The 25,932-nt window shown below is 58.6% G+C and carries 26 protein-coding genes and 1 riboswitch; of the genes, 15 read left to right on the plus strand and 11 right to left on the minus strand.

Annotated features, from left to right (window positions below):
• Positions 1 to 35: 35 nt before the first annotated feature.
• Positions 36 to 1,187 (minus strand): L-threonine dehydrogenase, encoded by a 1,152-nt coding sequence (gene yiaY, locus AB5Y86_RS03050; RefSeq protein WP_368192099.1) that lies wholly within the window; start codon positions 1,185 to 1,187, stop codon positions 36 to 38.
• A 382-nt stretch (positions 1,188 to 1,569) separates the two neighbouring features.
• Between yiaY and udp the strand changes: the two genes are divergently transcribed.
• Complete coding sequence (udp, locus tag AB5Y86_RS03055) at positions 1,570 to 2,325, plus strand: uridine phosphorylase (RefSeq protein ID WP_005337975.1); 756 nt, start codon at positions 1,570 to 1,572, stop codon at positions 2,323 to 2,325.
• 117 nt (positions 2,326 to 2,442) lie between these two features.
• On the opposite strand, the gene AB5Y86_RS03060 is transcribed toward udp, so the two are convergent.
• Positions 2,443 to 3,207 carry an RluA family pseudouridine synthase gene (locus AB5Y86_RS03060; protein ID WP_323930402.1) on the minus strand — a complete coding sequence of 255 codons (765 nt, stop codon included), beginning with the start codon at positions 3,205 to 3,207 and terminating at the stop codon, positions 2,443 to 2,445.
• A 222-nt stretch (positions 3,208 to 3,429) separates the two neighbouring features.
• Between AB5Y86_RS03060 and rihA the strand changes: the two genes are divergently transcribed.
• Together rihA and AB5Y86_RS03070 are read left to right on the plus strand one after the other, a co-directional pair.
• On the plus strand, positions 3,430 to 4,365 hold the full coding sequence (gene rihA, locus AB5Y86_RS03065) for a pyrimidine-specific ribonucleoside hydrolase RihA (protein ID WP_368192102.1): 936 nt from the start codon (positions 3,430 to 3,432) through the stop codon (positions 4,363 to 4,365).
• Positions 4,366 to 4,398: 33 nt separating this feature from the next.
• Positions 4,399 to 4,866 (plus strand): hypothetical protein, encoded by a 468-nt coding sequence (locus AB5Y86_RS03070; RefSeq protein WP_005350434.1) that lies wholly within the window; start codon positions 4,399 to 4,401, stop codon positions 4,864 to 4,866.
• Positions 4,867 to 4,966: 100 nt separating this feature from the next.
• On the opposite strand, the gene AB5Y86_RS03075 is transcribed toward AB5Y86_RS03070, so the two are convergent.
• From AB5Y86_RS03075 to AB5Y86_RS03085, 3 genes are all read right to left on the minus strand, one after another.
• Positions 4,967 to 5,263, minus strand: a complete 297-nt coding sequence (locus tag AB5Y86_RS03075) for a helix-turn-helix domain-containing protein (RefSeq protein WP_368192104.1) — start codon at positions 5,261 to 5,263, stop codon at positions 4,967 to 4,969.
• Positions 5,260 to 5,790: a DUF1523 family protein gene (locus AB5Y86_RS03080; RefSeq protein ID WP_368192106.1), complete on the minus strand. Its 531-nt coding sequence runs from the start codon at positions 5,788 to 5,790 to the stop codon at positions 5,260 to 5,262. Before AB5Y86_RS03080 ends, AB5Y86_RS03075 begins: the two co-directional genes overlap by 4 nt.
• Positions 5,791 to 6,174: 384 nt before the next feature.
• Positions 6,175 to 7,389 (minus strand): pyridoxal phosphate-dependent aminotransferase, encoded by a 1,215-nt coding sequence (locus tag AB5Y86_RS03085; protein ID WP_368192108.1) that lies wholly within the window; start codon positions 7,387 to 7,389, stop codon positions 6,175 to 6,177.
• Between the two features lie 381 nt (positions 7,390 to 7,770).
• On the opposite strand from AB5Y86_RS03085, the gene AB5Y86_RS03090 reads away from it, so the two are divergent.
• On the plus strand, positions 7,771 to 7,983 hold the full coding sequence (locus AB5Y86_RS03090; RefSeq protein WP_368192110.1) for a DUF1653 domain-containing protein: 213 nt from the start codon (positions 7,771 to 7,773) through the stop codon (positions 7,981 to 7,983).
• A 270-nt stretch (positions 7,984 to 8,253) separates the two neighbouring features.
• Complete coding sequence (aqpZ, locus tag AB5Y86_RS03095) at positions 8,254 to 8,943, plus strand: aquaporin Z (protein ID WP_005361747.1); 690 nt, start codon at positions 8,254 to 8,256, stop codon at positions 8,941 to 8,943.
• A 92-nt stretch (positions 8,944 to 9,035) separates the two neighbouring features.
• Here the strand turns inward: aqpZ and AB5Y86_RS03100 are convergent, their stop codons facing one another.
• Positions 9,036 to 9,773 (minus strand): lytic transglycosylase domain-containing protein, encoded by a 738-nt coding sequence (locus AB5Y86_RS03100; protein ID WP_058059920.1) that lies wholly within the window; start codon positions 9,771 to 9,773, stop codon positions 9,036 to 9,038.
• 340 nt (positions 9,774 to 10,113) lie between these two features.
• On the opposite strand from AB5Y86_RS03100, the gene AB5Y86_RS03105 reads away from it, so the two are divergent.
• The gene (locus tag AB5Y86_RS03105) at positions 10,114 to 10,554 is read left to right on the plus strand and encodes a GNAT family N-acetyltransferase (protein WP_368192145.1); all 441 of its coding nucleotides are present in this window, start codon (positions 10,114 to 10,116) and stop codon (positions 10,552 to 10,554) included.
• Between the two features lie 5 nt (positions 10,555 to 10,559).
• Here AB5Y86_RS03105 and AB5Y86_RS03110 read toward each other — a convergent pair whose 3' ends face one another.
• On the minus strand, positions 10,560 to 11,102 hold the full coding sequence (locus AB5Y86_RS03110; protein WP_368192112.1) for a DUF1439 domain-containing protein: 543 nt from the start codon (positions 11,100 to 11,102) through the stop codon (positions 10,560 to 10,562).
• Positions 11,103 to 11,199: 97 nt separating this feature from the next.
• On the opposite strand from AB5Y86_RS03110, the gene cls reads away from it, so the two are divergent.
• Both cls and AB5Y86_RS03120 read left to right on the plus strand, forming a co-directional pair.
• Entirely contained in the window at positions 11,200 to 12,681 is a 1,482-nt protein-coding gene (cls, locus tag AB5Y86_RS03115) for a cardiolipin synthase (RefSeq protein ID WP_236316189.1), read from the plus strand.
• Positions 12,682 to 12,788: 107 nt separating this feature from the next.
• Entirely contained in the window at positions 12,789 to 14,051 is a 1,263-nt protein-coding gene (locus AB5Y86_RS03120; protein ID WP_368192113.1) for a DUF945 family protein, read from the plus strand.
• Positions 14,052 to 14,130: 79 nt separating this feature from the next.
• Here AB5Y86_RS03120 and purU read toward each other — a convergent pair whose 3' ends face one another.
• Complete coding sequence (gene purU, locus AB5Y86_RS03125; protein WP_042084048.1) at positions 14,131 to 14,967, minus strand: formyltetrahydrofolate deformylase; 837 nt, start codon at positions 14,965 to 14,967, stop codon at positions 14,131 to 14,133.
• Positions 14,968 to 15,225: 258 nt separating this feature from the next.
• A riboswitch (FMN riboswitch) is annotated at positions 15,226 to 15,382 on the plus strand.
• Between the two features lie 104 nt (positions 15,383 to 15,486).
• Here purU and ribB point away from each other — a divergent pair.
• Positions 15,487 to 16,140, plus strand: coding sequence for a 3,4-dihydroxy-2-butanone-4-phosphate synthase (gene ribB, locus AB5Y86_RS03130; RefSeq protein WP_368192115.1), 654 nt, complete (start codon positions 15,487 to 15,489; stop codon positions 16,138 to 16,140).
• 225 nt (positions 16,141 to 16,365) lie between these two features.
• Positions 16,366 to 16,608: an Lpp/OprI family alanine-zipper lipoprotein gene (locus AB5Y86_RS03135; protein ID WP_005334342.1), complete on the plus strand. Its 243-nt coding sequence runs from the start codon at positions 16,366 to 16,368 to the stop codon at positions 16,606 to 16,608.
• 172 nt (positions 16,609 to 16,780) lie between these two features.
• On the opposite strand, the gene AB5Y86_RS03140 is transcribed toward AB5Y86_RS03135, so the two are convergent.
• The gene (locus AB5Y86_RS03140; protein WP_368192116.1) at positions 16,781 to 17,629 is read right to left on the minus strand and encodes a tetratricopeptide repeat protein; all 849 of its coding nucleotides are present in this window, start codon (positions 17,627 to 17,629) and stop codon (positions 16,781 to 16,783) included.
• Entirely contained in the window at positions 17,626 to 18,348 is a 723-nt protein-coding gene (locus AB5Y86_RS03145) for a 4'-phosphopantetheinyl transferase superfamily protein (protein ID WP_368192117.1), read from the minus strand. The genes AB5Y86_RS03140 and AB5Y86_RS03145 overlap by 4 nt, the downstream gene beginning before the upstream one ends.
• Positions 18,349 to 18,623: 275 nt before the next feature.
• Between AB5Y86_RS03145 and AB5Y86_RS03150 the strand changes: the two genes are divergently transcribed.
• The 4 genes from AB5Y86_RS03150 to AB5Y86_RS03165 all read left to right on the plus strand — a co-directional run bounded on the left by AB5Y86_RS03150 (position 18,624) and on the right by AB5Y86_RS03165 (position 22,862).
• On the plus strand, positions 18,624 to 19,112 hold the full coding sequence (locus AB5Y86_RS03150; protein ID WP_005334331.1) for a C40 family peptidase: 489 nt from the start codon (positions 18,624 to 18,626) through the stop codon (positions 19,110 to 19,112).
• Between the two features lie 148 nt (positions 19,113 to 19,260).
• Positions 19,261 to 20,232: a 23S rRNA (adenine(1618)-N(6))-methyltransferase RlmF gene (gene rlmF / locus AB5Y86_RS03155; protein ID WP_368192118.1), complete on the plus strand. Its 972-nt coding sequence runs from the start codon at positions 19,261 to 19,263 to the stop codon at positions 20,230 to 20,232.
• A 245-nt stretch (positions 20,233 to 20,477) separates the two neighbouring features.
• Positions 20,478 to 21,203: a MaoC family dehydratase gene (locus AB5Y86_RS03160; protein ID WP_368192119.1), complete on the plus strand. Its 726-nt coding sequence runs from the start codon at positions 20,478 to 20,480 to the stop codon at positions 21,201 to 21,203.
• Between the two features lie 243 nt (positions 21,204 to 21,446).
• The gene (locus AB5Y86_RS03165) at positions 21,447 to 22,862 is read left to right on the plus strand and encodes a DASS family sodium-coupled anion symporter (protein ID WP_005334328.1); all 1,416 of its coding nucleotides are present in this window, start codon (positions 21,447 to 21,449) and stop codon (positions 22,860 to 22,862) included.
• Positions 22,863 to 23,147: 285 nt separating this feature from the next.
• On the opposite strand, the gene AB5Y86_RS03170 is transcribed toward AB5Y86_RS03165, so the two are convergent.
• The gene (locus AB5Y86_RS03170; RefSeq protein WP_368192120.1) at positions 23,148 to 24,998 is read right to left on the minus strand and encodes an MOSC N-terminal beta barrel domain-containing protein; all 1,851 of its coding nucleotides are present in this window, start codon (positions 24,996 to 24,998) and stop codon (positions 23,148 to 23,150) included.
• A gap of 77 nt (positions 24,999 to 25,075) precedes the next feature.
• On the opposite strand from AB5Y86_RS03170, the gene AB5Y86_RS03175 reads away from it, so the two are divergent.
• Complete coding sequence (locus AB5Y86_RS03175; RefSeq protein ID WP_368192121.1) at positions 25,076 to 25,828, plus strand: substrate-binding periplasmic protein; 753 nt, start codon at positions 25,076 to 25,078, stop codon at positions 25,826 to 25,828.
• Positions 25,829 to 25,932: the final 104 nt, after the last annotated feature.

Genomic DNA, 25,932 nt, shown 5'->3' on the forward strand with positions numbered 1-25,932 from the left:
TGATCGGCCCCTCGCTATTCAAGGTGTTAACAGGGTCACATCGCCGCGCGGAAGATGGCGACGATCTCTTCGTGGCTCGCCTGTTTCGGGTTGGTGAAGCCGCAGGCATCTTTCAGGGCGTTGCTGGCCAGGGTATCGAAGTCATCGGCCTTGACGCCGAGCTGCTCCAGACCGGCCGGGATCTTCACATCCAGCGCCAGTTGCTTGATGGCGGCAATGGCAGCGGCGGCGCCCTGCTCGTCGTTCATGGCACTCACGTCCACCCCCATGTAGCGGGCCACATCCTTCAGGCGAGCGGCGCTCACCTGGGCGTTGAACGCCTGAACGTGGGGCAGCAGCACGGCGTTGCAGACGCCGTGGGGCAGGTCATAGAAGCCGCCCAGCTGGTGGGCCATGGCGTGCACGTAGCCGAGGCTTGCGTTGTTGAAGGCCATGCCGGCCAGGAACTGGGCATAGGCCATCTGCTCGCGGGCATGCAGGTCATCGCCATGGTGAACTGCGGTGCGCAGGTGCTTGGCAATCAGCTCGATGGCCATCACGGCGCTGGCATCGGTCACCGGGGTGGCGATGGTGGAGACATAGGCCTCAATGGCGTGGGTCAGGGCATCCATACCGGTGGCGGCGGTGAGACCGGCTGGCTTGGCCAGCATCAGCTCGGGGTCGTTGACCGACATCAGCGGGGTAACGTGCTTGTCGATGATGGCCATTTTCACGTGGCGCGCTTCGTCGGTGATGATGCAGAAGCGGGTCATCTCGGAGGCGGTACCGGCGGTGGTGTTGATGGCGATAAGCGGCAACTGCGGCTTGGTGGAGCGATCCACCCCTTCGTAATCCTTGATGCTGCCACCGTTGGCGGCCACCAGCGCGATGCCCTTGGCGCAGTCGTGGGGCGAGCCGCCACCCAGCGAGATGACACAATCGCAGTCGTTGGCCTTGATCATGGCCAGACCCGCTTCGACGTTGCTGGTAGTGGGGTTGGGTTTGGTCTCATCGAAAACAGCGCTTTCAATACCATGTTCAGCCAGCAGGGTGGTGAGCTTGGCGACTACGCCGATCTGGTTGAGGATTTTGTCGGTGACGATCAGCGCCTTGCGATAGCCGTAGCCCTTGATATCGGCGGCGGCCTCTTGCAGACAGCCGGCACCCATCAGGTTGATAGCGGGAATATAGAACTTGAATGTAGCCATGATGGACTTCCTATAGTTAGCCATTAAGTGGTAGTTAAGATCTAGGCTACCATCTAGAAAGGGATACAAAAGCATCTTGTTTACAACTTTACGGGGTCGATCACGAGTCGTTAATTAAGCGCTGAACCAGGCTTGACTTTCTCGCATCTGACTCGATTGGCAGAAAAACGTTTGTCAATTATTTCATTGAGTTAGCAAACGTTTTGCGCAATGTTTGTCACTGTCAATGCGTGGAAGTGTGAGGCGCTTCAAGGAATTGGAAAGCGCTTTCGACCATAGTTGGCGCCTCCCCGAAGAGGGGGGTAAAGGCTTGAAAGTATCATAAAGAATCATCTTAACTTGTGCCCTGACCATGCTGGCAGGGGGCAACCAGGAGTCCAATATGTCTGATGTATTTCACTTGGGTTTGAAGAAAGCGGATCTGCAAGGCGCCACCCTGGCGATCGTCCCCGGTGACCCCGAGCGCGTGAAGCGTATCGCAGAGCTGTTGGATAACCCGGTGCACCTGGCCAGCCATCGTGAATTCACTACCTGGCGCGGCGAGATGGACGGCAAGGCCGTGATCATCTGCTCTACCGGTATCGGTGGCCCGTCCACCTCCATCGCGGTAGAAGAGCTGGCCCAGCTGGGTATCCGCACCTTCCTGCGTATCGGTACCACTGGCGCCATCCAGCCGCACCTGAACGTGGGTGACGTGATCGTGACCACCGGTTCCGTGCGCCTCGACGGTGCCAGCCTGCACTTTGCACCGATGGAGTTCCCGGCTGTTGCCGACTTCGACTGCACCACCGCGCTGGTGAACACCGCCAAAGAGATGGGCTCCAAGCTGCACATCGGTGTGACTGCCTCCTCTGACACCTTCTACCCGGGTCAGGAGCGTTACGACACCGTATCCGGCCGCGTAGTGAGCCGTTTCCAGGGTTCCATGAAAGAGTGGCAAGCCATGGGCGTGCTGAACTATGAGATGGAGTCTGCAACCTTGCTGACCATGTGCTCCAGCCAGGGCCTGCGTGCCGGTATGGTGGCTGGCGTTATCGTCAACCGTACCCAGCAAGAGATCCCGAACGCCGAGACCATGGCGAAGACCGAATCTGATGCCATCAAGATCGTACTGGGCGCTGCCCGCAAGCTGATCTGATAGCACCGCAAAGAGTGGGGGGTGGGGGCCGTTGCGAAAGCGCGGCCCCTATCTTTATTCGCCGTTTACCGCTTTGCCCCTCTTCTGCTTGCCTGCCCCTTGTTTCCCTGCTCCAGGTTACCCCGGTTGCCCCGTCATGGTCGCCAGCGCCAGCGCAAAGGGCGCCTCACAGCGGATCTGCATCGGTTCGCCGCTGACCGGATGAACAAAATCCAGCTCGCTGGCATGCAGCATCAGCCGCGGCGCCTGTTCGCAGCCGGGTTGCAGCAGGCCGCCATAGAGATCGCAGCCGAGGATGGGGTGGCCCAGCAGCTGACTGTGGATGCGCAGCTGATGGGTGCGGCCGGTCTCCGGCACCAGTCGTACCCGGGTCAGAGGCACGGTCTGCCCCTGCAGCTGCTGCTCCAGCCGCTCAATCACCTGATAGCGGGAGCGGGCGGGTTTGCCACTGACGGCGCAGATCTTCATCAGCGGGAAAATAGACGGATCCTTGGCGATGGGGGCGTCGATAACTCCTTCATCACTGGCCAGATGACCGCAGAGCAGGGCGCTGTAGGCTTTGCTCACCGCCCGCTGACTGAACTGCTGGCAGAGCAGGGCATTGATGGCCTTGTTTCTGGCGACCACCATGATGCCTGAGGTGCCAAAATCTAGGCGATGCACCAGGGTGCAGCCGGGGAAATCCTGCACCAGTCGATAGTGAACCGAGTCGAGGTTCTGCGGGTTCTTGCCCGACAGACTCAGCAGGCCGCTCGGCTTGTTGATGAGCAGCAGGTGCTCATCTTCGAACAGGATCTCGATGGCGGCCTTGCAGGGCGGGGCGATAAAGGTGTCGACGATAACGGACATAGGTGGCACAGGCTGGAAACGGGGTGCGATCATACCCGAACCGGCGCGGCCGGGCGAATGGGCGGTGCGCAGCCTCGGAAAATGAATGGGATGACGCCATACAAACTTTTGATAGTGAGCCGCGTTGAGCGGGGCGGTGTGCCGTGCAAACCGCCCAGGTCAGCAACAAGGCCCCGTTTTGTGACCCCCTCCCGAGTTCATCCGAGGCTTGCTTGTTAAGGTATGGCTCCCTGTTATGTTGTAAGGACTCATCCCATGGCACTGCCCGTTATTCTCGATTGTGATCCCGGCCACGACGACGCCATCGCCCTCATTCTGGCGCTGGCCAGCCCTGAACTTGACGTGCTGGCGGTCACCACCAGCGCGGGCAACCAGACGCCGGACAAGACCCTCAACAATACCCTGCGCATTCTCACCCTGCTGGGACGTGACGATATTCCGGTGGCGGCGGGGGCACCGAAACCGCTGGCCCGCGAGTTGATTATCGCCGACAACGTCCATGGCGAATCGGGCCTCGATGGCCCCAAGTTGCCGGATCCCGCCTTTGCACCGCAGAGGATGACGGGGATCGAGCTGATGGCCAAATGTCTGCGCGAGAGCCCGGAGCCCGTGACTCTGGTGCCGACCGGCCCGCTGACCAATATCGCCCTGCTGCTGGCAGCACACCCCGAGCTCAAACCCAAGATTGCCCGCATCGTATTGATGGGGGGCGCCGCAGGGGCTGGCAACTGGACGCCGGCGGCGGAATTCAATATTTATGTCGATCCGGAAGCGGCCGATATGGTGTTCAAGTCGGGCATCCCCATCATCATGTGTGGCCTCGATGTGACCCATGAGGCGCAGGTGATGGATGAGGATATCGAGCGAGTGCGCGCCATCACCAATCCGGTGGCCCAGTGCGTGGCCGGGCTGCTCGACTTTTTCATGATCTACCATCGGGATCCCAAGTGGGGATTTGCTGGTGCACCGCTCCACGACCCCTGTACCATTGCCTGGTTGCTGGCTCCCGAGCTGTTCCACGGGGTTGAGTGCCGGGTCGATATCGAGACCAGAGGGGAGCATACCGTGGGGATGACGGTGGTGGATCGTTATGGTCTGACCGGCAAGCCAGCCAATGCGCTGGTATTGTTGGGGCTGGATCGGGCAGGCTTTATTGATCTGCTGGTGACGCGGCTGCGGGCGTTTGACTGAGCGCCGGTTCATTTTTGCAAGAAGGGGCGGGGAATGTGGAAGAGAGGCTTGGTGCTGCTGGCCGGGTTGCAACTGACAGGCTGTGCGACGCCATTCGAGCGGATGTGGCAGGGGCTGGCGACCTGTGAATTTACCGATCTCTATGTGGATGAGACGGGCAGGCCCGCCAATCTACAACTGGCCAACTACACCCCCTACAAGGTGAGTGATGGCTTTGCCTGGTACAAGGTGCACGAGGAGCTGCACGGCTTGCCGGTGGTCGGCTTTATCGTGCCCGCTTCCAGCTTCGAAGTGCATGCTCTCTTTGTCGATACTCCCATCGCCAATGCCCGCCGGTTGACCCACAACGCCTACGGCAGCGAGTTTGGCGACGAGCAGAAGCATGACGAGGGCTCAGCCCCTCTGCTTTTGCGCGATCCCAACAACCCCAAGCGCTCCATCATCGACTGCACCCGCGGCGAGTCTGACGGGGAGCTTGAGGATTCGGCCATGCCCGAGTAGGGCGCCTGTCATGCCATCGGCCTGAAAAAAGAGGGGCCAGCCTTGCCGGCTGGCCCCTCTTTAATTTAAAGCAGAGTGTGATTGCAGAGCGGTTCTCGGATCAGGGATAGCTCAGCGTCTCCTTGATAAGCGGCAGCTGGGCCTTGATCCACGCCGGATTGATGGGCCCCCAGTCGCTGATGCGGTAGTGCCCCTGCAGGTGGCGAGCCCCCTCGGTCTGCTCGAAGGCGCAGCTGATATCGAGTTCGGCCAGCGCCGTCAGGGTATCTTGCGCGGTGCGGCGCGGCATGCCGGTCGCCTCCATGATGGCAGGCACCGTATCTGTGCCCTGGCTGATCAGCCAAGCCACGTAGATCCGCCGGTAAAAGCTGGTGCGGGTCTTGCTCGGCTCACTCATAGCTCGTCCTCAAGACGATCGAAGTAGCGCCAGGTTGCGATGGCTGCCTTGCCCATCACTAGGGCCCAGAGGCCGAACCAGAACCAGCGGAAGAAGCTCCAGGTGGAGGCGTCAGGCTCTGTGCTCTCGATCTTGGTGACGTTGGGGAACATGGAGAACATGTTCACGCGCCAGCCGTAGGAGGTGATGATGGCCAGGCGTTTCTCGAACTCCATCGACTTGGCCTTGGCCTGGACGTCGGCGGCGTTGAACTTGAAGTAGAAGGGCCAGCCCCACTCGGTATCTTCATTGCGAAACACCCGGATCTTCTCGCTGGGGCGCTCGGTGTAGATGTAATAGACGTCGGTGGTGGGGCCGTCAGCCGGGTTTTTCTGGCTGATGGGGCCATCCTTGTCGGTGCGCTTCACCTCGACCCCGGTGATGGTAGCGATGGTGTGCTCCGGCAGGTAGTAGTCGAGCCAGGCGGCGGAAATGAGGGCGATGAGCCCCAGTGCGATAAAAGCGGGTTTCTTGAATCTCAGGCTCATGGTGTGCTCACGTGAGGGGGAGTAACGTGCCTCTACCATACCGATATTTGACAGGGCAGCCCAGCCCCTTATGGCACCAATGGCCAAAAAATGGCGTTTAAAACAGAGACAAAGCCATTGCCACACAAACGAGAACGATTCTGTGTACGTCGGTGCTAGGTCAAATCTAGATTGCCTGCAAGTTCAGTGACTATTGAGAAATGGCACTTTCGTCTAATGCGGAAAGGGTTGACGACAGAGCATCACGAGTAGGAGTAGGGTTTGGAAAACAGACACACTTGTAGTCATTAAGAGAGAATCTCTCCGATGTGCTGTCTCGTGGGGATTGCAAGAAGAACGCGGAGAATTTCTGGCCCTGTTTCAGGGCCAGAAATTGAGCCTTGCTTACTGCTTGTAGCCCTTAAGGAAGCGGGCGAGGCGGCCGATGGCATCCTCCAGCTCCTCTTCGCGGGGCAGGAACACCAGCCGGAAGTGATCCGGTGCCGGCCAGTTGAAGCCAGTGCCCTGCACCAGCAGCAGCTTCTCTTGCTGCAGCAGGTCGAACACCATCTTCTGATCGTCGCGTATGTCATACACCTTGGGGTCGAGACGCGGGAACATGTAGAGCGCTCCCTTGGGTTTGACGCAGGAGACTCCGGGGATCTCGTTCAAGAGCTCCCACGCCTTGTCCCGCTGCTTGCGCAGGCGGCCGCCCGGCAGGATCAGCTCGTTGATGCTCTGGTAGCCGCCAAGCGCAGTCTGGATGGCGTGCTGCATCGGCACGTTGGCACACAGCCGCATGGAGGCCAGCATCTCCAGCCCTTCAATGTAACCGCGGGCACGGCCTTTGGGGCCGGTGATGACCATCCAGCCCTGACGAAAGCCGCAGGCGCGGTAGGCCTTGGAGAGGCCGTTGAAGGTCACCACCATCACATCGTCACACAGGGTGCAGACGCTGGTGTGGGAGATATCGTCGTAGAGGATCTTGTCGTAGATCTCGTCGGCGAAAATGATGAGGTTGTGCTGGCGGGCGATCTCGATCACTTCCAGCAGGAACTCGCTGCCGTAGACGGCACCGGTCGGGTTGTTGGGGTTGATCAGCACCAGGCCGCGGGTGCGCGGGGTGATGCGGGCGCGGATATCGTCGAGATCCGGGTACCAGTCAGCCCCTTCGTCGCAGCGATAGTGCACCGCATGGCCACCGGAGAGAGTGACGGCGGCGGTCCAGAGCGGGTAGTCGGGGGAGGGCACCAGCATCTCGTCGCCATTGTTGAGCAACGCCTGCATCGCCATCACGATCAGCTCGCTGGCGCCATTGCCAATGTAGATGTCGTCGATATCGACCTTGCGTATCCCTTTTTGCTGGTAGTACTGCATCACCGCTTTACGGGCAGAGAAGAGCCCCTTGGAGTCGCAGTAGCCCTGGCTCAGCGGCATGTTGAGGATCACATCCTTGATGATCTCTTCCGGCGCATCAAAGCCGAACGGGGCCGGGTTGCCGATGTTGAGCTTGAGAATGCGGTGGCCTTCGTCTTCGAGACGGCGAGCCTCTTTATGCACCGGGCCGCGGATGTCATAGCAGACATCGTCGAGCTTGTGCGACTTGTCGATTGTGAACATGGTGAGTGTGATTCCTTCCCCACAGGGACGCGTTGGCGAAAAAGGCGATTTTTAGTATCAAATTTCTTTTCCCCTATTCTTCACAGAATTGAATGCTAGAACAATCCTCTTTTTAGAAGAGTTCCCTGATTTTTAGCCCTAAAACAGGGTTGCTAGAACGTTAAATTCAGCACGATCTTTGGTGCTAGCCAAGGTTAACTAGTGAAACATGGGGAACGAATTAACAATGCTGCCTGACTGTGTTGCAATATCCGGATCATGTGGCACGATTGGCTTGTGTAAAAAATCGTCTTCGTCCCCCTTTTCGATGAGTTGAATGGCACCCATGGTGTCATCTTTATGTGGTTCGCTCATCGGCGTTCACTTCTGCGAGGTTTTCCCATGCAAGCACCCGTTCCAGGCCGCTATCGCCACTTCAAGGGGGGTTACTATCAAGTGCTTGCCCTGGCTTTGTATACCGAAACCCAGGAGCAGCTGGTCATTTATCAATCCGAGCAGGATGGTCAGGTCTATGCCCGTCCCGTCGCCATGTTTATGGAGTGGATTGAGCATCAGGGGCAGGTTGTCAGCCGTTTTGCCCCTGCAGGAGACTGACCACGCCTCCGTTTTTATCGCTCAAGGGATGAGCAACCGAGTTAAACGGTGTCACAAGTTGTCGCATGACGCCCTTGAGCATGAGACGTGCAGCCAGCTGTCTTAATGATAAATCCCTTATCTAATCAACTAATTGTGACGAATGTCACATTGAGTGAGCCCTGCCTGCCGGGTTCGCAATCTGGACTCACACTCCCATAATGCAGCGCTTGTTCAAGCATGGGCCCTTCTCGGGTCTTGTTCGGTGTTATCTCAAATGGGAGAAATAATGTGAAACCTGTTGCTGCTGAGTTTATGGGCACTTTCTGGCTGGTATTGGGCGGGTGCGGCAGTGCCGTGCTGGCTGCAGCCTTCCCTCACGTCGGGATTGGTCTGCTGGGGGTCTCGCTGGCTTTCGGTCTGACTGTGCTGACCATGGCGTTTGCCATCGGCCATATCTCCGGTTGCCACCTCAATCCGGCAGTGACCGTCGGTCTGTGGGCGGGAGGTCGTTTTCCGGCATCCGGTGTACTGCCTTATATCGTGGCGCAAGTGTTGGGTGGCATTGCCGCTGCTGCCGTGCTTTACGTAATTGCCAGCGGTCAGGCCGGGTTTGATCTCTCTGCCGGTTTTGCTTCCAACGGCTACGGTGAGCACTCTCCGGGTGGTTACAGTCTGACTGCCGCACTGGTGTGTGAAGTGGTGATGACCGGTTTCTTCCTGTTCGTCATCATGGGCGCCACCGATAGCCGTGCGCCTGCCGGTTTCGCGCCGATCGCCATCGGTCTGTGCCTGACCCTGATCCACCTCGTCAGCATTCCGGTGACCAATACCTCGGTCAATCCGGCCCGCAGTACCGGTGTTGCGCTGTTTGTCGGTGACTGGGCCATCAGCCAGCTGTGGCTGTTCTGGGTTGCCCCGATTGTCGGTGCCATTCTGGGTGCGCTGGCTTATCGCCTGGTGGCGACTGAGCAGAAGTAATCATTTGCGAAACAAAGTGTGGTATCGACACGCCTGCGGGCGTGTTTTTTGTTTCTGGAGGGGCGAGAAAAGAGCATTAACCGAGGCTAACCTCAGAGCCCTTTGGCCTGCAGCATCTCTTTGTAGCGCAGGTGAAGGAGCTGGACACGCTCCACATAGGCACGGGTTTCCGCATAGGGCGGGATACCGCCATGTTTTTGTACGGCGCCCGCACCGGCATTGTAGGCCGCGGTCGCCAGCGCCACGTTGCCATCATACTGCTTGAGCAGTCCCGCCAGGTATTTCACCCCGCCGAAGATATTCTGCTCCGCCAGCAAGGCATTGCCGACCCCCAACTCCCGCGCCGTGGCGGGCATCAGCTGGGTCAGCCCCATCGCCCCCTTGCGGGAGACCGCCAGCGGATTGAAAGCCGATTCCGCATGGATCAGCGCCCGGATCAGCGCAGGCTCAACCTGATAGGTTTTGGCGGCCGCCTTGATGGTGCTGGCATAGTCATAGAGAAACAGCCCTGTAGTTTGCCAGTTGACGCTGGATTTGGGATCGCAGGCGAAGCAGTCGTTGAACAGCAACAGCTCGTAATGGCCCTGTTCGGGTGCCATATCGGAGTAGCGAACCACCCCGTTTTGTTGCACCGATTTATAGACCTGGATCTGCTTCTTGCCGTTGGTGGCGACTGCCGCTGTTTGAGCTGTGTCGGGTTGTGGGACGGGAGTGGCATCTTTGACCGGACGCAAGGGGGAGGGAGCTGCGGTCAGGAAGATCACCTCCGCGGGGGGGGGAGTCTGGCTCCATCCGCTCAGGGGGATCAACAACATATGGCCTGCCAGCATCCATGCTTTCAACCCTAATACTCCTTCTTGTGATGACCATGTTGAGTAAAGCATCATGACGAGGGCAGAACAAGCGGCCAACAGGGGGCAAATGATCCGATTCGGTGACCGGGATCAAAGTATCCGCCGCAATAAAGGATTGTCATCATAAAGCACGGTTTTGGCCGTCAGGCGGTGGGTAATGGCCTCTTCCACCGGGTAAGCAAGCTGCCCACGACGTCCGCTTTTTTGTTGACGAAAGGCATGCTATCGTGCTGGCGTCATGTGGTCGGATTAGCGCACCGTATCTGGCACTAATAACTGATTATCAAAGGATTTGTCTGTGACAAGCAAGCTGGCGATGGAACTCACTTTCGAAGAGTACTGCGACGCCGACCTCTCCCTTATCAGGGACTATTACGAGACGACGTTTTCCCACTATGTGCCGGATCTGGCCGAGCGGATCTTTGTCGTACGTGATGCTCACTGGCTGGTGGGGGCGGTTCGGTTGCGGGACGAGGAGGAGTTTTACCATCTGTGCGGCTTTCGCCTGTTGCCCCACTACCAGTCGCTGGGATTGGGGTCACGGCTGCTGCAGCACGCCTGTCACGGTCTGTTGGACAAACCTGTGGTCTGTCAGGCGCAGCCCTTCGAGAAGCCTTTCTATCTCAAGGCCGGGTTTGCCGATATGCCCCTCAATCAATTGAGCGGGTCGCTTTTCTCCCTCTACGAGCGGCAACAGCAGCAGGGGTATCAGGTGGAGCTGTTGGTACGGGATACCACCCAGCCCCTCCTGAATTGAGCGATTTAGCGAGGTTTGGTCAGCAGGTGGATCTTGCCCGGTGACAGCTCCAGCCCCAGCAGATTCTCCTTCAGCCAGGCCTGATCCGGGTCCTTGTCATTGAGTTTGTAGACCGGTTTGGTCTCGAGCCGCTTCTCCATGCTCTGCAGTAGCATGTTGAGCATCAGCCCGAACTTCTTCTCGGCCGCCTCCGGCTCCAGCTTGTACTCCACCAGCTTCATGTTATCGAGAAACAGCGCGCTCTGGCTCTTGTCATAGCGGGGTCTCGCCTCATAGGTCATCTGCAGGCGGGCGTCATATTCGGTATTGTCTGGCAGGGCGATTTTGAGCTTGCCCTTGCCATAGACCCGGGCGGTATCGGGGCGTTGGCGACCGATCTGGACGTCGCTCTGCTCAAGCGTCACATGGGCCTTGATGATGCCCAGCAGCTCCAGCTGTTTGTCGACTTGCACCTGAGATTGCAGGTACTGGTTTATCTGTTGCTCATTGATGTCATATGAGCCTTGGCCTAGCATGGCCAGGCTGAGCAGCATAGATTGCAGGATCATGCGTGCGACCTGATAGAATGGATTTGCCTTACAGCATACCATCCCGGCCGGTTGGGGTCTGCCCACCGCGCTGTTTGTCGATTAGAAGGAGTCCCCGTTGTTTAACGGTCTGGAACACGATCTTCAACTGCTGTTTTCCCGTTTTCTGGGTTGGCTGCTACTGCTTTTTCATACCGTGATTGTCACCGGTGTGTCGTTTCGGGTGGTGATGAAACGCCGTCCCATCGGGGTGTCGCTGGCCTGGCTGGCGCTGATCTATGCCATTCCGTTTGCCGGGGTGGGCTTCTATGTGCTGTTTGGTGAAATAAAGCTGGGGCGCCGCCGTGCCGAGCGCGCCCAGGCCATGTATCGCCCTTATGCCATCTGGATCCGCCAACTGGCCCGTCTGTTCCCGCAGCACTGCTGCGAAGTGGGCGCCAAGGCACAGCCGCTGCACGATCTCATCCAGGGACGGCTCGCCATGCCGATGCTCTCCGGCAACCGCATGACCTTGCTCAACAAGCCGGACTGGATCTTGCGCGAGATTGCCCAGGATATCCGTCGCTCGACGCTCTCCTGTTATCTGGAGTTCTATATCTGGCATCCGGGCGGCGATGCCGACGAGGTGTGCGATGCGCTGATTGAAGTGGCGCAACGCGGCGTGGATTGTCGCTTGCTGCTCGATTCGGTGGGCAGCAAGCAGTTCTTCCGCTCCCACTGGCCCAAAAAGCTGCGCAAGGCGGGGGTCAAGCTGGTGGAGGTGCTGCCGGTCGGCGCCTGGCGCATTCTGTTCCAGCGTCAGGATCTGCGGATGCACCGCAAGCTGGTGGTGATCGATGACAGGGTGGGTTACACCGGCTCCATGAACATGGTGGATCCCCGTTTCTTCAAGCAGGATGCAGGGGTCGGCCAGTGGGTCGACATCATGATCCGGGTACAGGGGCCCATGGTGCCGCTGATGTGGTCGATCTTTGTCTGGGACTGGGAGATGGAGACCGGCGAGCGGCTGCTCGACAGTCTGCAGCATGAGCCGGAGGCCTGGCCCCAGACCAACTACCGCGCCCAGCTGATCCCGTCCGGCCCCTTCGTCGGCGGCGACTGCATCCAGCAGAGCCTGCTGCTGGCCATCTATCAGGCACGCAGCCATCTGGTGCTGACGACCCCTTACTTTGTACCCGACGATCCACTGGCGGCCGCACTCAGTTCGGCAGCGGCGCGCGGAGTGCAGGTGCAGCTGGTGTTGCCGGCACGCAACGACTCCATCATGGCCAATTACGCCTGCAACGCCTTTATGGAGGAGCTGCTGGCGGCCGGGGTGGAGATCTACCGCTACGATGCCGGTCTGCTCCATACCAAGAGCGTGCTGGTGGATGATGACTTCGCTCTGGTGGGGACGGTCAATCTGGATCGGCGCAGCCTCTGGCTCAACTTCGAGGTGACCCTGTTGGTGGATAACCCCTCGTTCGTGGCCCAGATGACTCGGCTGGTACAGGGCTATATGGCGGAAGCCACCCCGATGACTCTGGCCCAATGGCAGGCCCGTCCCTGGTACAAGAAGGCGATGGAGAACATCTTCTATCTCTTCAGCCCCTTGCTGTGATGTTGTGGCGAGCCGCAAGAAAGTGGACTCGCCATCTGATTGGACTTGCCTAGCCCCGAGTCCGCCCCGTAGAGTGCAGTGACAACTCCCTGGAGACACATGGATATATGAAAAAGATAGTGGCCCTCGCCGTGGGTGCGGCACTGGTAGGTGGTGGTCTGGCTGCGTGCTGGTACACGGGCAACAGCTTCGACAACATCATGGCGGAGCAGATCGCCAAGGTGGAGAAAGAGAGCGGGCTCGACATGCAGTGGCTGCCGGGTAGCAGCAACCTCTTCACCCGTGACGGGATCCTGAAGGTCGTGGTGACGCCGGAGGAGCTGGCTGCCATCGACAGCGAGCTGGAGGGCAGTCAGCCCATCGAGTTGCAACTTGTGGTCAAGAGCCAGCTCCTGCCGCTCTATATCAAGAGCCACTTCCTGCTCGATACCCATAACGGCACTTTGGCTCCGGTCTTTACCGCACTGGGCATGGAGCAGTGGGAACTCGGTCTGGAGTCGGTCACCAGTCTCTGGACCCAGGGTAACAGCAGCCGTTTCTGGGCCAATGAATTCAAGATCAAACAGGGGCTGGACGAGTTCAGCTTCCTGCCCCTGAGCGGCGAGTTCCACGGCAATCTGGAGGGGAATGGTCACCTCACTATGACCTGGCAGGGGATGACGGTCCATGAAGAGCAGAGCAAGATGGACTTGGTGCTGGCCGATCTGAAAGGGAGTGCCGACATTGCCGAGATCAGCGGTGTGCTCCTCTCGCCCCAGAGCGAGATGACCCTCTCGGCCCTCACGGTACAACTGCCTGACAGCGTCAAGGTCGCTCTGCAGGGGATGACCACCGAGACTCAGTTGACCGGTGATGATGCCCAGACCCTCTCCAGCAGTTATCAGATGAAAATTGCCAAGCTGGATCTGGAGAACGAGACCGACACCCTGGCGGTGACCGACAGCAAGTTGGCGCTCAACCTCAACGGTCTGGATTTGGAAGGGTATCAGGGGCTGCAGGCTGCCGGTGGCAAGGGAGTTGAAGATGCCGCCATCCAGCAGGCGCTGGACAAGATGCTCAAACGTGGCGCGACCCTTGAACTGGCCGATCTCAGCGCCAAGCTCAACGGTGAGGCGGTGACCATGAAGGGGGACGTGAAGCTGGCCTCCACCTCGCTGGAGCAGCTGTTCAACAGCGACGCGGGAATGCAGGCCCTCTCCGGCGTGCTGCATGCCAGCCTCAGCGGCAAGCTGGGCAAGGCGGTGCCGCAACTGGCCCCCATGCTCGATCAGCTGACCCTGATGGGTTATCTGAAGGCCGACAAGCAAGCGCTGACCTCCGAGCTGAAGCTGGAGAAGGGCGCGGTGACGGTAAACGATCTGCCGCTCTGACACTCGGCGCAGAAACAACAACGGCTCCCGCGGGAGCCGTTGTTGTTTCTGGCGTTTGCATACGGGCCGTGTGGGCGAATTACTTGAAGACCACCGTCTTGTTGCCGTAGACGAACACCCGCTCGTTCAGTACCAGCTCCAGCGCGCGGCTCAGCACCGATTTCTCTACATCCCGGCCCGCCTTGGCCATGTCGTCCGCACTGAAGGCATGACCGACGTGGATCACGTCCTGTTCGACGATGGGGCCTTCATCCAGATCGTCGGTCACGAAGTGGGCGGTGGCGCCGATCAGCTTGACGCCACGGTCGAACGCCTGCCGGTAGGGGCGGGCACCGATGAAGGCGGGCAGGAAGGAGTGGTGGATGTTGAGGATCTTGCGCGGGTAGGCCTCGACGAAGCTCGGGGTCAGCACCCGCATGTACTTGGCCAGGATCACATAGTCAGGCTCATAGCTGTCGATGATGGTGCGAACCTGCTCTTCATGTTCGGTCCGGCTCAGATCCTCGTGACTGACGGTGTGGAACGGGATATCGAACTTGCCGGTGAGCTCGGCCAGGGTGTCGTAGTTGCCGATCACCGCGACGATATCCATATCCAGCGCGCCCGCGTAGTTCTTCATCAGAATATCGCCGAGGCAGTGGGTCTCCTTGGTCACCAGAATGACGATGCGCTTCTTGCCTGCCTTGACCAGACGGCGTTGGGCACCGGTGGGCAGAGCATCATCGAGGTCGGCCAGCAGGGTCTCGTCGTTGAAGCGCCCCTCCAGCTCGGTACGCATGAAGAAGCGGCCATTCTCGTGATCCACAAACTCATCGTTCTTGATGATGTTGAGCTGGTGCTTGTAGCAGATGTTGGTGATCTTGGCGATGAGCCCTTTGGCATCCGGGCAATCCGTGAGCAGTATTTTCTTTTCCATCTCTGTCATTTTCCGTTTGTGGTGTTGGCGCTGCTGTCTGCGCCGGCAGCGTTGTTCAGGCTCTCTTTTCGGGCCCTGTTTTTTATTTCGGGAACTATGCCATAAACCGATCCGCGCCATAAAGAAATTCGCCAGTCATAGCCTCGCATGCTGGCGAGCAGGCCGCAGAGCGGGATCCCGGGCGCAATGTTTAAACGCTTTTCAGCCTGCGGGAGATTTTGGCTGGTATCTGCAACCGTTTTTCTTTAGGCTGTCTGCGCTTATTCTCAGGGCGGGGTGCAATTCCCCACCGGCGGTATCCCGATTGACTCGGGGAGCCCGCGAGCGCCCGACTTGGCTGATTGCCGGGTCGGGGTCAGCAGATCCGGTGAGATGCCGGAGCCGACGGTCATAGTCCGGATGAAAGAGGATAAGACAGACCTTGCCGCGTTGGCCCTTGTGGGCTGGCCGCTGCATGCCCGTCTCTGTCTGCCTTTCCATGCCCTGATTCTGGTCCTTGTCTTGTTTAGGAGTTTTACCATGAATCAGTCTCTACTCAGTGAATTCGGTGATCCCGTAGCCCGTGTCGAAGCGGCCCTGTCTGCCTTGCGTGCCGGAGGCGGCGTGCTGGTGGCCGACGATGAAGATCGGGAGAACGAGGGCGACCTCATTTTCGCCGCCGAATCCATGACCAATGAACAGATGGCGCTGATGATCCGCGAGTGCTCCGGCATCGTCTGCCTCTGCCTGCCCGACGAGCGTGTTCGCCAGCTGGAACTACCGATGATGGTGGAGGCCAACTCCAGCCACTACCAGACCGCCTTTACTGTGACCATCGAAGCGGCGCAGGGGGTCACGACCGGTGTCTCGGCGGCTGATCGCATCACCACCATCCGTGCAGCCATCGCAGACGGCGCCAAACCGGGTGATCTGCATCGCCCGGGTCATGTTTTCCCGCTGCGGGCGCGAGCCGGTGGGGTGCTTACCCGTCGTGGTCATACCGAAGCGACGGTCGATCTGATGCATCTGGCTGGCCTCAAACCGTTTGGTGTGTTGTGTGAATTGACCAAAGAAGATGGCTCGATGGCGCGTCTGCCAGACCTGGTTGCGTTCGGTCGCAAGCACCAGATGCCAGTGCTGACCATCGAGGATCTGGTGCAATATCGTCAATTGTTGTCAGAACGTACAGCCTGAGCCTCATACGAAATTGTAATAAGGCAAAAATTTGGTTAACCTTTGTCCGTGCCCCCACCACACGGCACTCATTTTTTAGACGAATCAGGACAAAAACTGTTCATTCAAAAAAAAATGAGGGTTTTAATGCATTTATCTGTGGTGGGGACTATGCAAAGTAGGATTTTTTTGTGCCATAATCACGCCGCTTGCTAAACGTCTGGCGAGTTCAAGGGAGCTTTAAAAATGAAAAAATTGTTGTTGGTAGGTGTTGTTGGTCTGTCCGCTCTGCTGGGCGGTTGTGCAAACACCAGCGAACTGGAAACTTCCGTTCAGAATCTGTCTAACAAAGTTGACCAACTGGCTCAAGATGTTAGCGCAGTTCGTGCTGATCAGTCCAAAATCGCTGCTGATGTTGCCGAAGCCAAGCAAGAAGCTATGCGTGCTAACCAGCGCATCGACAACATGGCTACTTCCTACAAGAAGTAATCCATGCGAAAAAAATGGCGCAGTTTTGCGCCATTTTTTTTTGCCTGAAATTCACCGTATCTCCACTATTCCCACAGCACCTTATTTCCACAATACCTTCTTCGTACTTGACCCATGAGGTCATGCCGGTCTCCCGGCACTCCCCCATCATTACCAGCCAGTTCGATTCCGCTCAGTAGAGCAGACTATAGAGTTTGCGACGGTAGCTCTGTGCCGCCGGTGTGCTGCCCATGGTCGCCAGAATATCGAGATAGGTCTTTCTAGCATCGCCGAATGCCAAATCCCGCTTGAGGATCTCCAGCAGCAGTCCCAACGCCTCTTCCTGACGACCAGCCTGGTTGTATTGTACCGCCAGCTCCTGAGCCAGGGCAAAATCATCAGGCTGTTCTGCATGGCGGGCTTCCAGCGCGCGCAGCTCCGGGCTGTCTGCCGCTTGCAGGGCCAGCGTCAGTCGTGAGTTCAGGGTATGGAAGTGGCCATCCTGCGCCGCCATCGGGATGGTGCCGAGGCGCTCCTGCGCTTCATCCAGCAGGTTGAGGTCGAGCGCAGCTTGAATGAGCCACAGGCTGATGTCGTGACGATCAGAAGCCAGCTGGTGTGCCTTGGTCAGATGGGCATAGGCGATGCTGGGCTGCTCGTCAGCCAGCGCCTGTTGTCCCTTGGCCAGCAACTCTTCCTCTTCTTTGGGGGCGAAGGCGGAGAAATACTGGCGCAGGGTGGCTTCATCCTGCGGCCCTTCGATGATCCCCTGTTCGTCAGGGCGACCCTGATGGAACAGCACCAGCGCCGGTAGAGCGCGCAGGCCGAGCTGACTGGCCAGCGGCTGCAGTTGGGGAGCGTTCATATCCACCTTGGCCAGGGTGACCTGCTCATTGGCGGGCCCAACCAGTGATTCGATCAGCGGTGTCATCCCCTGACACTCCGGCATCTGCGGAGCATGGAAATAGATGACGACCGGCTTCTTCATGGACGCATCGATAAGTTCAGCGTGAAAATTCTGGGGAGTAATGTCGACGATCATGAGTTGGACTCTTCAGAAAGGGTGTTGAGTAACATGGGGTTAAGCGAGTGGCAATTCAAGCGCTTATCCAGCCGGTAAAAAGCCACGGGGGTTGCCGTCGCCGCGAGACTGAGCCAGCCGCTGGCAAAGGGCCAATCCTGTACCTGATAAGGGGTGTCATCGAGCCGGTTGTCGAGTCGCCATCCTTCCTCCGGGAGAAACCGCACCTTCTCCAGCCCCGCCGCTATGCCGCCACCGTGGGCTTTCAGTACCGCCTCCTTGCGTGACCAGAGCCGGTAGAAGGCACTCTCCTGCTCTTGGGCAGGCAGTGCGCAGAGCCACTCATATTCACTCTGTGCATAAAACCGGCGGGCCAGGGGGAGGGGATGATGCCGCCGTTTGCCCAGTTCGATATCCACCCCAAGCGGCCCATGCGGGCAGAGCGCCAACACCAGCCAGCTGCCACTGTGGCTCAGATTGAACTGCCAAGCATCATCATGCAGTCGGGGCTTGCCCTGGGGGCCGTTGCAAAATTGCAGACTGGCGGCGGGTTGTTGCAGCCGCTCGGCCAATAGCTGGCGCAGCAGGGCGCGGCTCACCAGATATTCCTGACGCCGTTCAGGATGGGTCATGGCTTGCCAGATATGCTGCTCATCGGTTGACAGCCATTCAGGCAATTGAGCAAGCAGTTCCTGGCATACCCTGGCCGGTTTTAACAAAAAAAGATCGGTTTCGATCATGATTTTTCACTTTAAAAAGGTGCTGAAGCAGGGATAAAAGCCAGTTATCTATGAGGCCCAAGGCTCTTTTTGCGATTGTATATTGTTTGGGCATGATCACATTAATTATGAAAAATCGTGCATTTCCTTGCAAAAATGTGAGCTTGATAGGGATTTTCACTTGCCTCGATAGAATTCTTGGATATAGTCGGGTGCTGTTGCCTTATAAATTGCCCTTTGGGGCCGTATTTTAACAAGATTTACTATTTAGCGGGGATAAAGGATTGCGCCACCTGATGCTACTGCTGGTCGCGCTCGGAATGGTGGGTTGTGCCTCGGCACCCCAACCCGAGGTCGCGAGCAAGATCGAAGTTTCCATGGTTGAACCTGTCATCGAACCGGAAGCTTCCCAGACACCCGATGTGAATGAAATCCTGACTGTATATAAAGAGTGGCGTGGTGTTCCGTACCGGATGGGTGGCAGCAGCCAGCGCGGTATCGACTGTTCCGCCTTTGCCCGTGAAGTGTTCCGCAATGCCGTCGGTATCGAATTACCCCGCGATACCCGCTCCCAAGTCCATGAAGGGACGCGCGTTTCCAAGCAGGATCTGGTCGAGGGTGACCTGGTCTTCTTCAAAATCAATCGTCGTCTCAACCACGTTGGTATCTATGTCGGCAATGGTGAATTCATCCATGCCTCGACCCGAGCCGGTGTGACGCGCTCCAAGCTGGATAGCCAATATTGGCGCAACAAGTTCTGGCAAGCTCGCCGGATCGATATCTGAGTCAGGCTGGACAAACGGCTCGCAGTACGGACTGTTTTTCCAACCTCACTTGAACCGGGCTCGATAGCCCGGTTTTTTATTGCCCTCGTTTAGACTTTCCCGAGTCAAATCACTATAGTGTGGGCCCGTTTTCTTCGGCAGGCTCAGCATGAAACCCCGCATCCCATCAGCCGGTGGCCCCAAGTCGGGCGACCGCAAATCCGGACTTCACTCCCGTAATCGCCATCAGGCGGGTTACGACTTTGAGGCGCTCTGCCTGCGAACTCCCGAATTGGCCGCTCATGTCTTTATCAATGACTACGGTACCCGCACCATCGATTTTGCCGATCCCGATGCAGTGAAGACTCTCAATCGCGCCCTGCTGGCCCATCACTACGGGATTGCCCACTGGGGCTTGCCTGCCGGTTACCTCTGCCCGCCTATCCCGGGACGGGTGGACTACCTGCACTGGGCGGCCGACCTGCTGGCCGAGAGCGCAGGCCAGCTCCCTACCGGCAAGGGGGTGAGGGTGCTGGATATCGGGGTGGGGGCAAACTGCATCTATCCGTTGCTGGGTGCCCGCGAATATGGCTGGCGTTTTGTCGGATCGGATATCGATCCGGTCTCGGTCAAGGCGGCCACCCTGCTAGCCAAGAGCAACGGACTCGGCAACCAGATTGAGTGTCGTTTGCAGGGTAACCCCAACCATGTGTTTCGCGGCATCATAGGGCCGAAGGAGCGTTTCGCTCTGACGCTGTGCAATCCGCCGTTCCATGCGTCGCTGGAAGAGGCGAGCAAGGGGACGGAGCGCAAGCTGCGCAATCTGGGCAAGGAGGTGACAGGCGCTCCTGTGCTCAACTTCGGCGGCCAGAAGGCCGAGCTCTGGTGCGAAGGGGGCGAGGCGGCGTTTCTGGCCAACATGATTGCCCAGAGCAAGGAGTTTGCCACTCAGTGCCTCTGGTTCAGCTCGCTGGTGTCGAAAAAAGAGAACCTGCCGGGGGCGAAAAAGGCGTTGAGCCGGGTGGGGGCGCGTCAGGTACGGGTGATCGACATGGCACAGGGCAACAAGGTGAGCCGGATCCTCGCCTGGTCCTTTCTGGATGAGGAGGGATTGCGTCGCGGCTGGTCGAGCGCGCGCTGACTCCCCACCACAAGGCCCGACGAGGGCCTTTTTTCATAACGACCCCGATGAATTTCCCCTGCTGGCGGCATCTTTGGCAATCGATTTCCTCATTGGCAGATCGTGCTGGTTTACATGGTCTAAGTAGTTACTTCCGCCTTGGTACAGGTGTACGCCGAGATTTTTTTGCACTTACAGCTGAAACTTTAATAAAATAGGACTGGTTAGACCTCTTTACAGGCATTGAATCAAATAGGGATCGGTAGATGAAAGTTGTCGATTTTCTGAAGCGCAAGCGCGAAATTCTGGCGCAGCACCCCTTTGAGCTCAAGGATTGGCTCTCTCCGGCGATCCGCGACTACTGGCGTGAGTTTCAGCAAAAGGCACATCTTCACCCTTTGCTGGGGCGTGTACTGGACTTGCAAGCCGAGCCCCAGAGCGAGCAGCAACAGGATGCAGCAATCGTGGCACAAGTAGCCAACGGTCAGCCTGCCGTCGCTCAGGAACCCGCTGTTGAGCTGGGGGCCGAGGCGGCCGAGCTCTATGCCGCCCTGCAGGCCCGCATTGGTGAAGAGACCCATGTCGGCGAGTGGCTGCACGTCAGCCAGCAGATGATCGATCAGTTTGCTGCCGTGACCGGGGATCATCAGTGGATCCACACCGATCCGGAGCGTGCGGCCGCCGAGTCGCCTTTCAAGACCACCATCGCCCACGGCTTCCTGACCCTGGCGCTGCTGCCACAGTTGACCGGCTCGGTCGATGAGGCCACCCCCGAGTTCCCGACCGCCCGCATGGTGGTGAACTTCGGGCTGGATCAGGTACGTTTCCCGTACCCCATCAAGGTTGATAGCAACATCCGTGCCCGCACCAAGCTGGCCCGGGTCACCCCCATCAAGGGCGGGCTGGAGTTGCTCAAAGAGATCAAGGTTGAGATCGAAGGGATCCGCCGCCCGGGTTGCGTCATCGAGTCGGTGACCCGCATCTACTTCTGAGCCCCCTCATCGGCATGAATGGTGAAACGGGCCCGCTGTCGTGTGCAACGAACAGCGGCCCGTTTTTTGCCTGTTTGCTGCAAGGGGTGAGGCGTCAGCCATAGCGCGCCGACCCCAGCTTGATATGACTCACAAAACGGTGCGCCGTGCAGTTAGCCAGCTCTCATTTTGGCGAGTTGGCCGCGTGAGGCGATAGCATGTTATGCCACTATTGACTTCTTACTCCCGATCCTGGAGACAATAGTGCCCATCAATAACAAGATTATTCTGCCACTGCTGCTGAGCCTCACCATCCTGCTGATCCCGACCCACTGGATCCCGCTGGAGGGGATCACCGTCATCGAGCAGCGGGTCGTGGCCATTTTCGTGCTGGCCGCCCTCTGCTGGATCCTGGAGCCCATCCCTATCTTTGCTACCTCGGTGCTGATCATCGTGCTGGAGCTGCTGCTGCTCTCCGACAAGGGGCTCTGGTTCATGACTGCCGACAAGGCAGAGCCGGGCTTTGGTGAGCTGCTCAAGTCCACCGAGGTGATGGCGACCTTTGCCTCGCCGGTTATCATGCTGTTTCTCGGTGGTTTTTTCCTCGCCATTGCGGCGACCAAGTACCATCTGGACGTCAATCTGGCGCGGGTGCTGCTGCGCCCGTTCGGTCAGGATCCCCGGATCGTCATGCTGGGGCTGATGTTGATCACCGCCACCTTCTCCATGTTTATGAGTAATACCGCCACCACCGCCATGATGCTGGCCATTCTCACCCCGGTGCTGGCGGCGTTTCCCGACAAGGACCCGGCCAAAATCGGCTTTGTACTGGCCATTCCGCTGGCGGCCAACCTCGGCGGGATCGGCACTCCCATCGGCACTCCGCCCAACGCGGTGGCCCTCAAATACCTGACCGGCGAGCATGCCATCTCGTTCGGTCAGTGGATGGGATTTGCGGTGCCCTTTGTGGTATTGCTGTTGCTGCTTGGCTGGTTTCTGCTGGGGCGCTTCTTCCCGAGCACCCTCAAGCGGATGGATCTCAAGATTGAGGGGCGCTTTATGCAGACCCCTCGCGCCTGGGTGGTCTACCTCACCTTTATCACCACCATAGTACTCTGGCTACTAGGGGATCTGCATGGCATGAGCTCCTACGTGGTCGCCATGATCCCGGTAGCGGTGTTCCTGACCACCGGCATCATCACCAAGGACGATCTGCACAAGATCTCCCTCGACGTGCTCTGGCTGGTATCGGGCGGTATCGCGCTGGGGCTGGCGCTGGAGGACTCCGGGTTGGCCGAGCGGCTCATCACCCATATTCCGTTCCACGAATACTCCACGCTGGCGGTGCTGATCGGCGCCTGTCTGCTGGCAGTGGTGATGGCCAACTTCATGTCCAATACCGCAACCGCCAATCTGCTGCTGCCACTGGTGGCGGCACTGGCAGTCAGCATGCCGGAGCTGGCAGAGTGGGGCGGCAGTCACACCCTGATCCTGGCGGTCACCATTTCGGTTTCGCTTGGAATGTCTCTGCCCATCAGTACCCCGCCCAATGCGCTGGCCCACGCCACTGGTCTGGTGGAGAGTCACCAGATGGTGCGCATCGGCGTCATCATGGGGCTGGTCGGCACCCTGCTGGCGATGGTATGGATCTACCAGATTGCCGCTTGGGGATTGATCTGAGCGTGACGGGGAGCCATCACTATCCGTGGAGAGGTGTCCGTTTGCCGAGCCAATAGAGGGAAGAACTCGTCGAGCGCCTAACCGTGCAGTGGTCATGCTCTAATTCCTCAATGTGAAAAAATCCGAAGCCGGTTGAAATGGCTTCGGATTTTTATTTGTGCATCTCGGCTGACAGAAATGCTGTTCTAAGTCGAAGTGCAATCAGGCGTAATCCTGATTGATGGCATGTAAGACCATTCCCCGGTCATCTGGAGTGGCCTGAGTTAATGCGGCCCGATCACCCGATCATAGGATTTCAAGGTCAGTGAGCGGCACGGCGCAGCAGGTGAGGATCTTGCCCTCGGCCCGTTCGGCGGCACTGATGGCGGGGGCGTCTGGGTGATCCACCTCGCCCGAGATCAGCGTCTGTTTGCAACTGCCGCAGATGCCGGCGCGGCAGCTCCATGGCAGCTCTACACCTTGCTTGTTGGCCTGATCCAGCACTGTGCCCTGATTGTTGCCGGTAAAGGCTTGGGTGCCGATACGCAGTTGCACCGCCTGATGGGGGCGGGCCACCGAGAGAATGGCGCCGCCAAAACTCTCCTGTCTGATCCGTGCGGCCGGAACGCCGAGGGCCGCAACTTTGGCGGCAGCATCGGCCATAAAGCCGTGGGGGCCACAGATAAAGACCTCTTTTTCGGCCAGCCCTTTGATCAATTGCAGATGCTCATCATTGAGTCGCCCTTGCAGCCCCTGCCAGTGATTGTCCGGCTGGCTCAGGATAATGGTGAGGGTCATCCCCTGCTGTGCCATGGCATGCAGTTCGCTGGCGGCGGGAATGTCCGCTTCGCTACGGCACAGGTGCATAAAGTGAACCTCTTCCAGCTCCCCGCGTAGCGCCAGGGTGCGGGCTATCGCCAGCATGGGGGTGACGCCGGAGCCTGCGGAGAGCAACAGGAGGTTGCGCTCGGACCCTAAGTGAAACTCACCAGCGGGGTTGGCGGCCAGCAGCCGGTCGCCCACCTGCAGTTGCTTGTGCAGCCAGTGGGAGATGCGGCCACCCTCCACCTTCTTGACGCTGATGCTGTAACGCTCCGGGTGATCCGGCGTGGAGCTCAGGGTATAGCGCCGCTGGATCCGCTCGTTTTTGATATCGAGGCTGATGGGCAGATGCTGGCCCGGCAGGTAGTCGGGCAGGGGCTCGCCATCGGCGGCGTCGAACCAGAAGGTCTCCAGATCCCGCGCCAGCGGTTCGCGGGCCACGCAGACCAGCTCCCGCTTCTTCGGTGCGGCGGCGGGATAGACCACCGGACGGGTACGCTCCAGTACCTCGATCTCGCTGCCTGCTTCAATCCACCCCTCGTTCAGCGCCACCAGATTCTGGCCGAAGTAGACCTCGCCATCCTCGCCACGGCGGTAGCGGGTGAGGGTCGCCAGCGGCTCTTTCAGGGCGTTGAAACGATCTGTGCCCGCTTCCACCGTGGTCATGATGCAGCGGCTGCAGGGCTTGACCACCTTGAATTCCACCTCGCCGATGCGGATACGTACCCAGCTGTCCTCCTCGAAGGGCTGGGTATTGCTTGCCACCAGATTGGTGCGGAACTGGCTCATCTGGTGCAGGGCATCGGAGCGCAGATTGAGATCCTCAAGGGAAGCCTGGCTTATCAGCAGCAGCGGATAACCGTCGGCAAAGCTGACCCGGGTGCCGGTCTTTTCACGAAAGCGATCAGAGGTTTCACCCAGCCAGAGCAGTTGCACCGTCTCCCCTGCCACCCGGCTTAGCCAGCCATCGGCTTTGGGGTCGGTCTGCAGGGCGGTGAAACGGTCGCTCCAGACTCCGGTAGCTTGCGGGGCACGGCTGAAGTCGGCCTCTTGCAGGGTGAGCGGTTCAAAGCCCGGATAGCGCAGTTGCAAGCCCCCTTCGATGGGGGTGGCCACGACCTGTTGCAGTTGGGGATGGGTTCGGGCGGTGATAAAGGTGCCGTCCGGTTTGACCACCATGTAGCGGCGATCCCCTGCCAGTCCCTCTTCGGTCACCCAGGCGCGAGCCAGCGGCATACCTGCAGTCGATTTGATGGGGTAGAGGTGAATGCTGTCTAGCCTGGGCATCTTCATATCCTTGTGACGCGGCGTGATCGCCTGGAAAAAGGGGAACATAACGGTTCCCCGGCGATCCGGCAATCCTTTCAAGGGGGCGGTCTATAGTTGGGAAAACAGAACAAGAGGGCATCGGGATGAAAATAAGCTGGTTGCTGGCGGGGAGCCTTTTTTGCCACGGGCTCTGGGCGCAGGAGCTGACCCTGACCACGGGAGAGTATCCCCCTTACTGCTCCGAGACGCTGAAATATCAGGGGCTTATTCCTCATGTAGTGAGCGAGGCATTCAAGAGTGAAGGGGTGAGCGTCAAGTTCCAGTTTCTTCCCTGGAAGCGGGCCTTTCGCTTGTCGGAGGAGGGAGTGGTGGATGGCACAGTCCACTGGTATGAGTCGAGCGAGCGGCGCAAAACCCATCTCTACAGCGATCCCATCCTGAGCGAAACCTACGTCTGGTTCTATCTCAAATCAGATCCGCTGGAATGGCACGGCTATCAGGATCTGGCGGATCGCAAGCTGGCTGCGGTCAGTGGCTATACCTACAATGCAGATTTTTTTGCAGCCATCGCGCAGGTGCCGCTGCAGGTGCAGTTCGTCACCCGGCTGCGCCAGAGTTTCGATCTGCTGCTCTCCGGCCGCGCCGACCTGACCCTGGAGAACATAGATGTTGGCTACTACTCCCTGCGTCAGTTCTACCCGGCCAGCACGGTCGATCTCTTTGCAACCCATTCAAAACCCGTGATGAAGGTTGAAGGTCACCTGCTGATCAGCCGCAAGCGCGCCAACGCTGACGAGCTGGTCAAAACCTTCAATCGGGGGCTCGCCAAACTGAAAGCCAGCGGTCAGCTGGAGAAGATGTTACTTGAGTCACGTTCTGGTCTCTATGAACCATAAAGTGCAACATTTTTTGATCCTGATTCGCTAATCAGTACAAAAAAGCGGCCATTATCGACTCAGTTCCCAGTTTCTAACGCTTTCGCTTCTTCCCCATCCGGCCA

The sequence above is a fragment of the Aeromonas sp. s8 genome, from assembly GCF_040907785.1.
GTDB lineage: Bacteria > Pseudomonadota > Gammaproteobacteria > Enterobacterales > Aeromonadaceae > Aeromonas > Aeromonas veronii.

Coding starts and splice junctions, on each gene's coding strand:
- yiaY (WP_368192099.1), bottom strand. CDS start 1,187: ATGGCTACATTCAAGTTCTATATTCCCGCTATCAACCTGATGGGTGCC.
- udp (WP_005337975.1), top strand. CDS start 1,570: ATGTCTGATGTATTTCACTTGGGTTTGAAGAAAGCGGATCTGCAAGGC.
- AB5Y86_RS03060 (WP_323930402.1), bottom strand. CDS start 3,207: ATGATCGCACCCCGTTTCCAGCCTGTGCCACCTATGTCCGTTATCGTC.
- rihA (WP_368192102.1), top strand. CDS start 3,430: ATGGCACTGCCCGTTATTCTCGATTGTGATCCCGGCCACGACGACGCC.
- AB5Y86_RS03070 (WP_005350434.1), top strand. CDS start 4,399: ATGTGGAAGAGAGGCTTGGTGCTGCTGGCCGGGTTGCAACTGACAGGC.
- AB5Y86_RS03075 (WP_368192104.1), bottom strand. CDS start 5,263: ATGAGTGAGCCGAGCAAGACCCGCACCAGCTTTTACCGGCGGATCTAC.
- AB5Y86_RS03080 (WP_368192106.1), bottom strand. CDS start 5,790: ATGAGCCTGAGATTCAAGAAACCCGCTTTTATCGCACTGGGGCTCATC.
- AB5Y86_RS03085 (WP_368192108.1), bottom strand. CDS start 7,389: ATGTTCACAATCGACAAGTCGCACAAGCTCGACGATGTCTGCTATGAC.
- AB5Y86_RS03090 (WP_368192110.1), top strand. CDS start 7,771: ATGCAAGCACCCGTTCCAGGCCGCTATCGCCACTTCAAGGGGGGTTAC.
- AB5Y86_RS03100 (WP_058059920.1), bottom strand. CDS start 9,773: ATGCTGGCAGGCCATATGTTGTTGATCCCCCTGAGCGGATGGAGCCAG.
- AB5Y86_RS03105 (WP_368192145.1), top strand. CDS start 10,114: ATGGAACTCACTTTCGAAGAGTACTGCGACGCCGACCTCTCCCTTATC.
- AB5Y86_RS03110 (WP_368192112.1), bottom strand. CDS start 11,102: ATGATCCTGCAATCTATGCTGCTCAGCCTGGCCATGCTAGGCCAAGGC.
- AB5Y86_RS03120 (WP_368192113.1), top strand. CDS start 12,789: ATGAAAAAGATAGTGGCCCTCGCCGTGGGTGCGGCACTGGTAGGTGGT.
- purU (WP_042084048.1), bottom strand. CDS start 14,967: ATGGAAAAGAAAATACTGCTCACGGATTGCCCGGATGCCAAAGGGCTC.
- ribB (WP_368192115.1), top strand. CDS start 15,487: ATGAATCAGTCTCTACTCAGTGAATTCGGTGATCCCGTAGCCCGTGTC.
- AB5Y86_RS03135 (WP_005334342.1), top strand. CDS start 16,366: ATGAAAAAATTGTTGTTGGTAGGTGTTGTTGGTCTGTCCGCTCTGCTG.
- AB5Y86_RS03140 (WP_368192116.1), bottom strand. CDS start 17,629: ATGATCGTCGACATTACTCCCCAGAATTTTCACGCTGAACTTATCGAT.
- AB5Y86_RS03145 (WP_368192117.1), bottom strand. CDS start 18,348: ATGATCGAAACCGATCTTTTTTTGTTAAAACCGGCCAGGGTATGCCAG.
- AB5Y86_RS03150 (WP_005334331.1), top strand. CDS start 18,624: ATGCTACTGCTGGTCGCGCTCGGAATGGTGGGTTGTGCCTCGGCACCC.
- rlmF (WP_368192118.1), top strand. CDS start 19,261: ATGAAACCCCGCATCCCATCAGCCGGTGGCCCCAAGTCGGGCGACCGC.
- AB5Y86_RS03160 (WP_368192119.1), top strand. CDS start 20,478: ATGAAAGTTGTCGATTTTCTGAAGCGCAAGCGCGAAATTCTGGCGCAG.
- AB5Y86_RS03170 (WP_368192120.1), bottom strand. CDS start 24,998: ATGTTCCCCTTTTTCCAGGCGATCACGCCGCGTCACAAGGATATGAAG.
- AB5Y86_RS03175 (WP_368192121.1), top strand. CDS start 25,076: ATGAAAATAAGCTGGTTGCTGGCGGGGAGCCTTTTTTGCCACGGGCTC.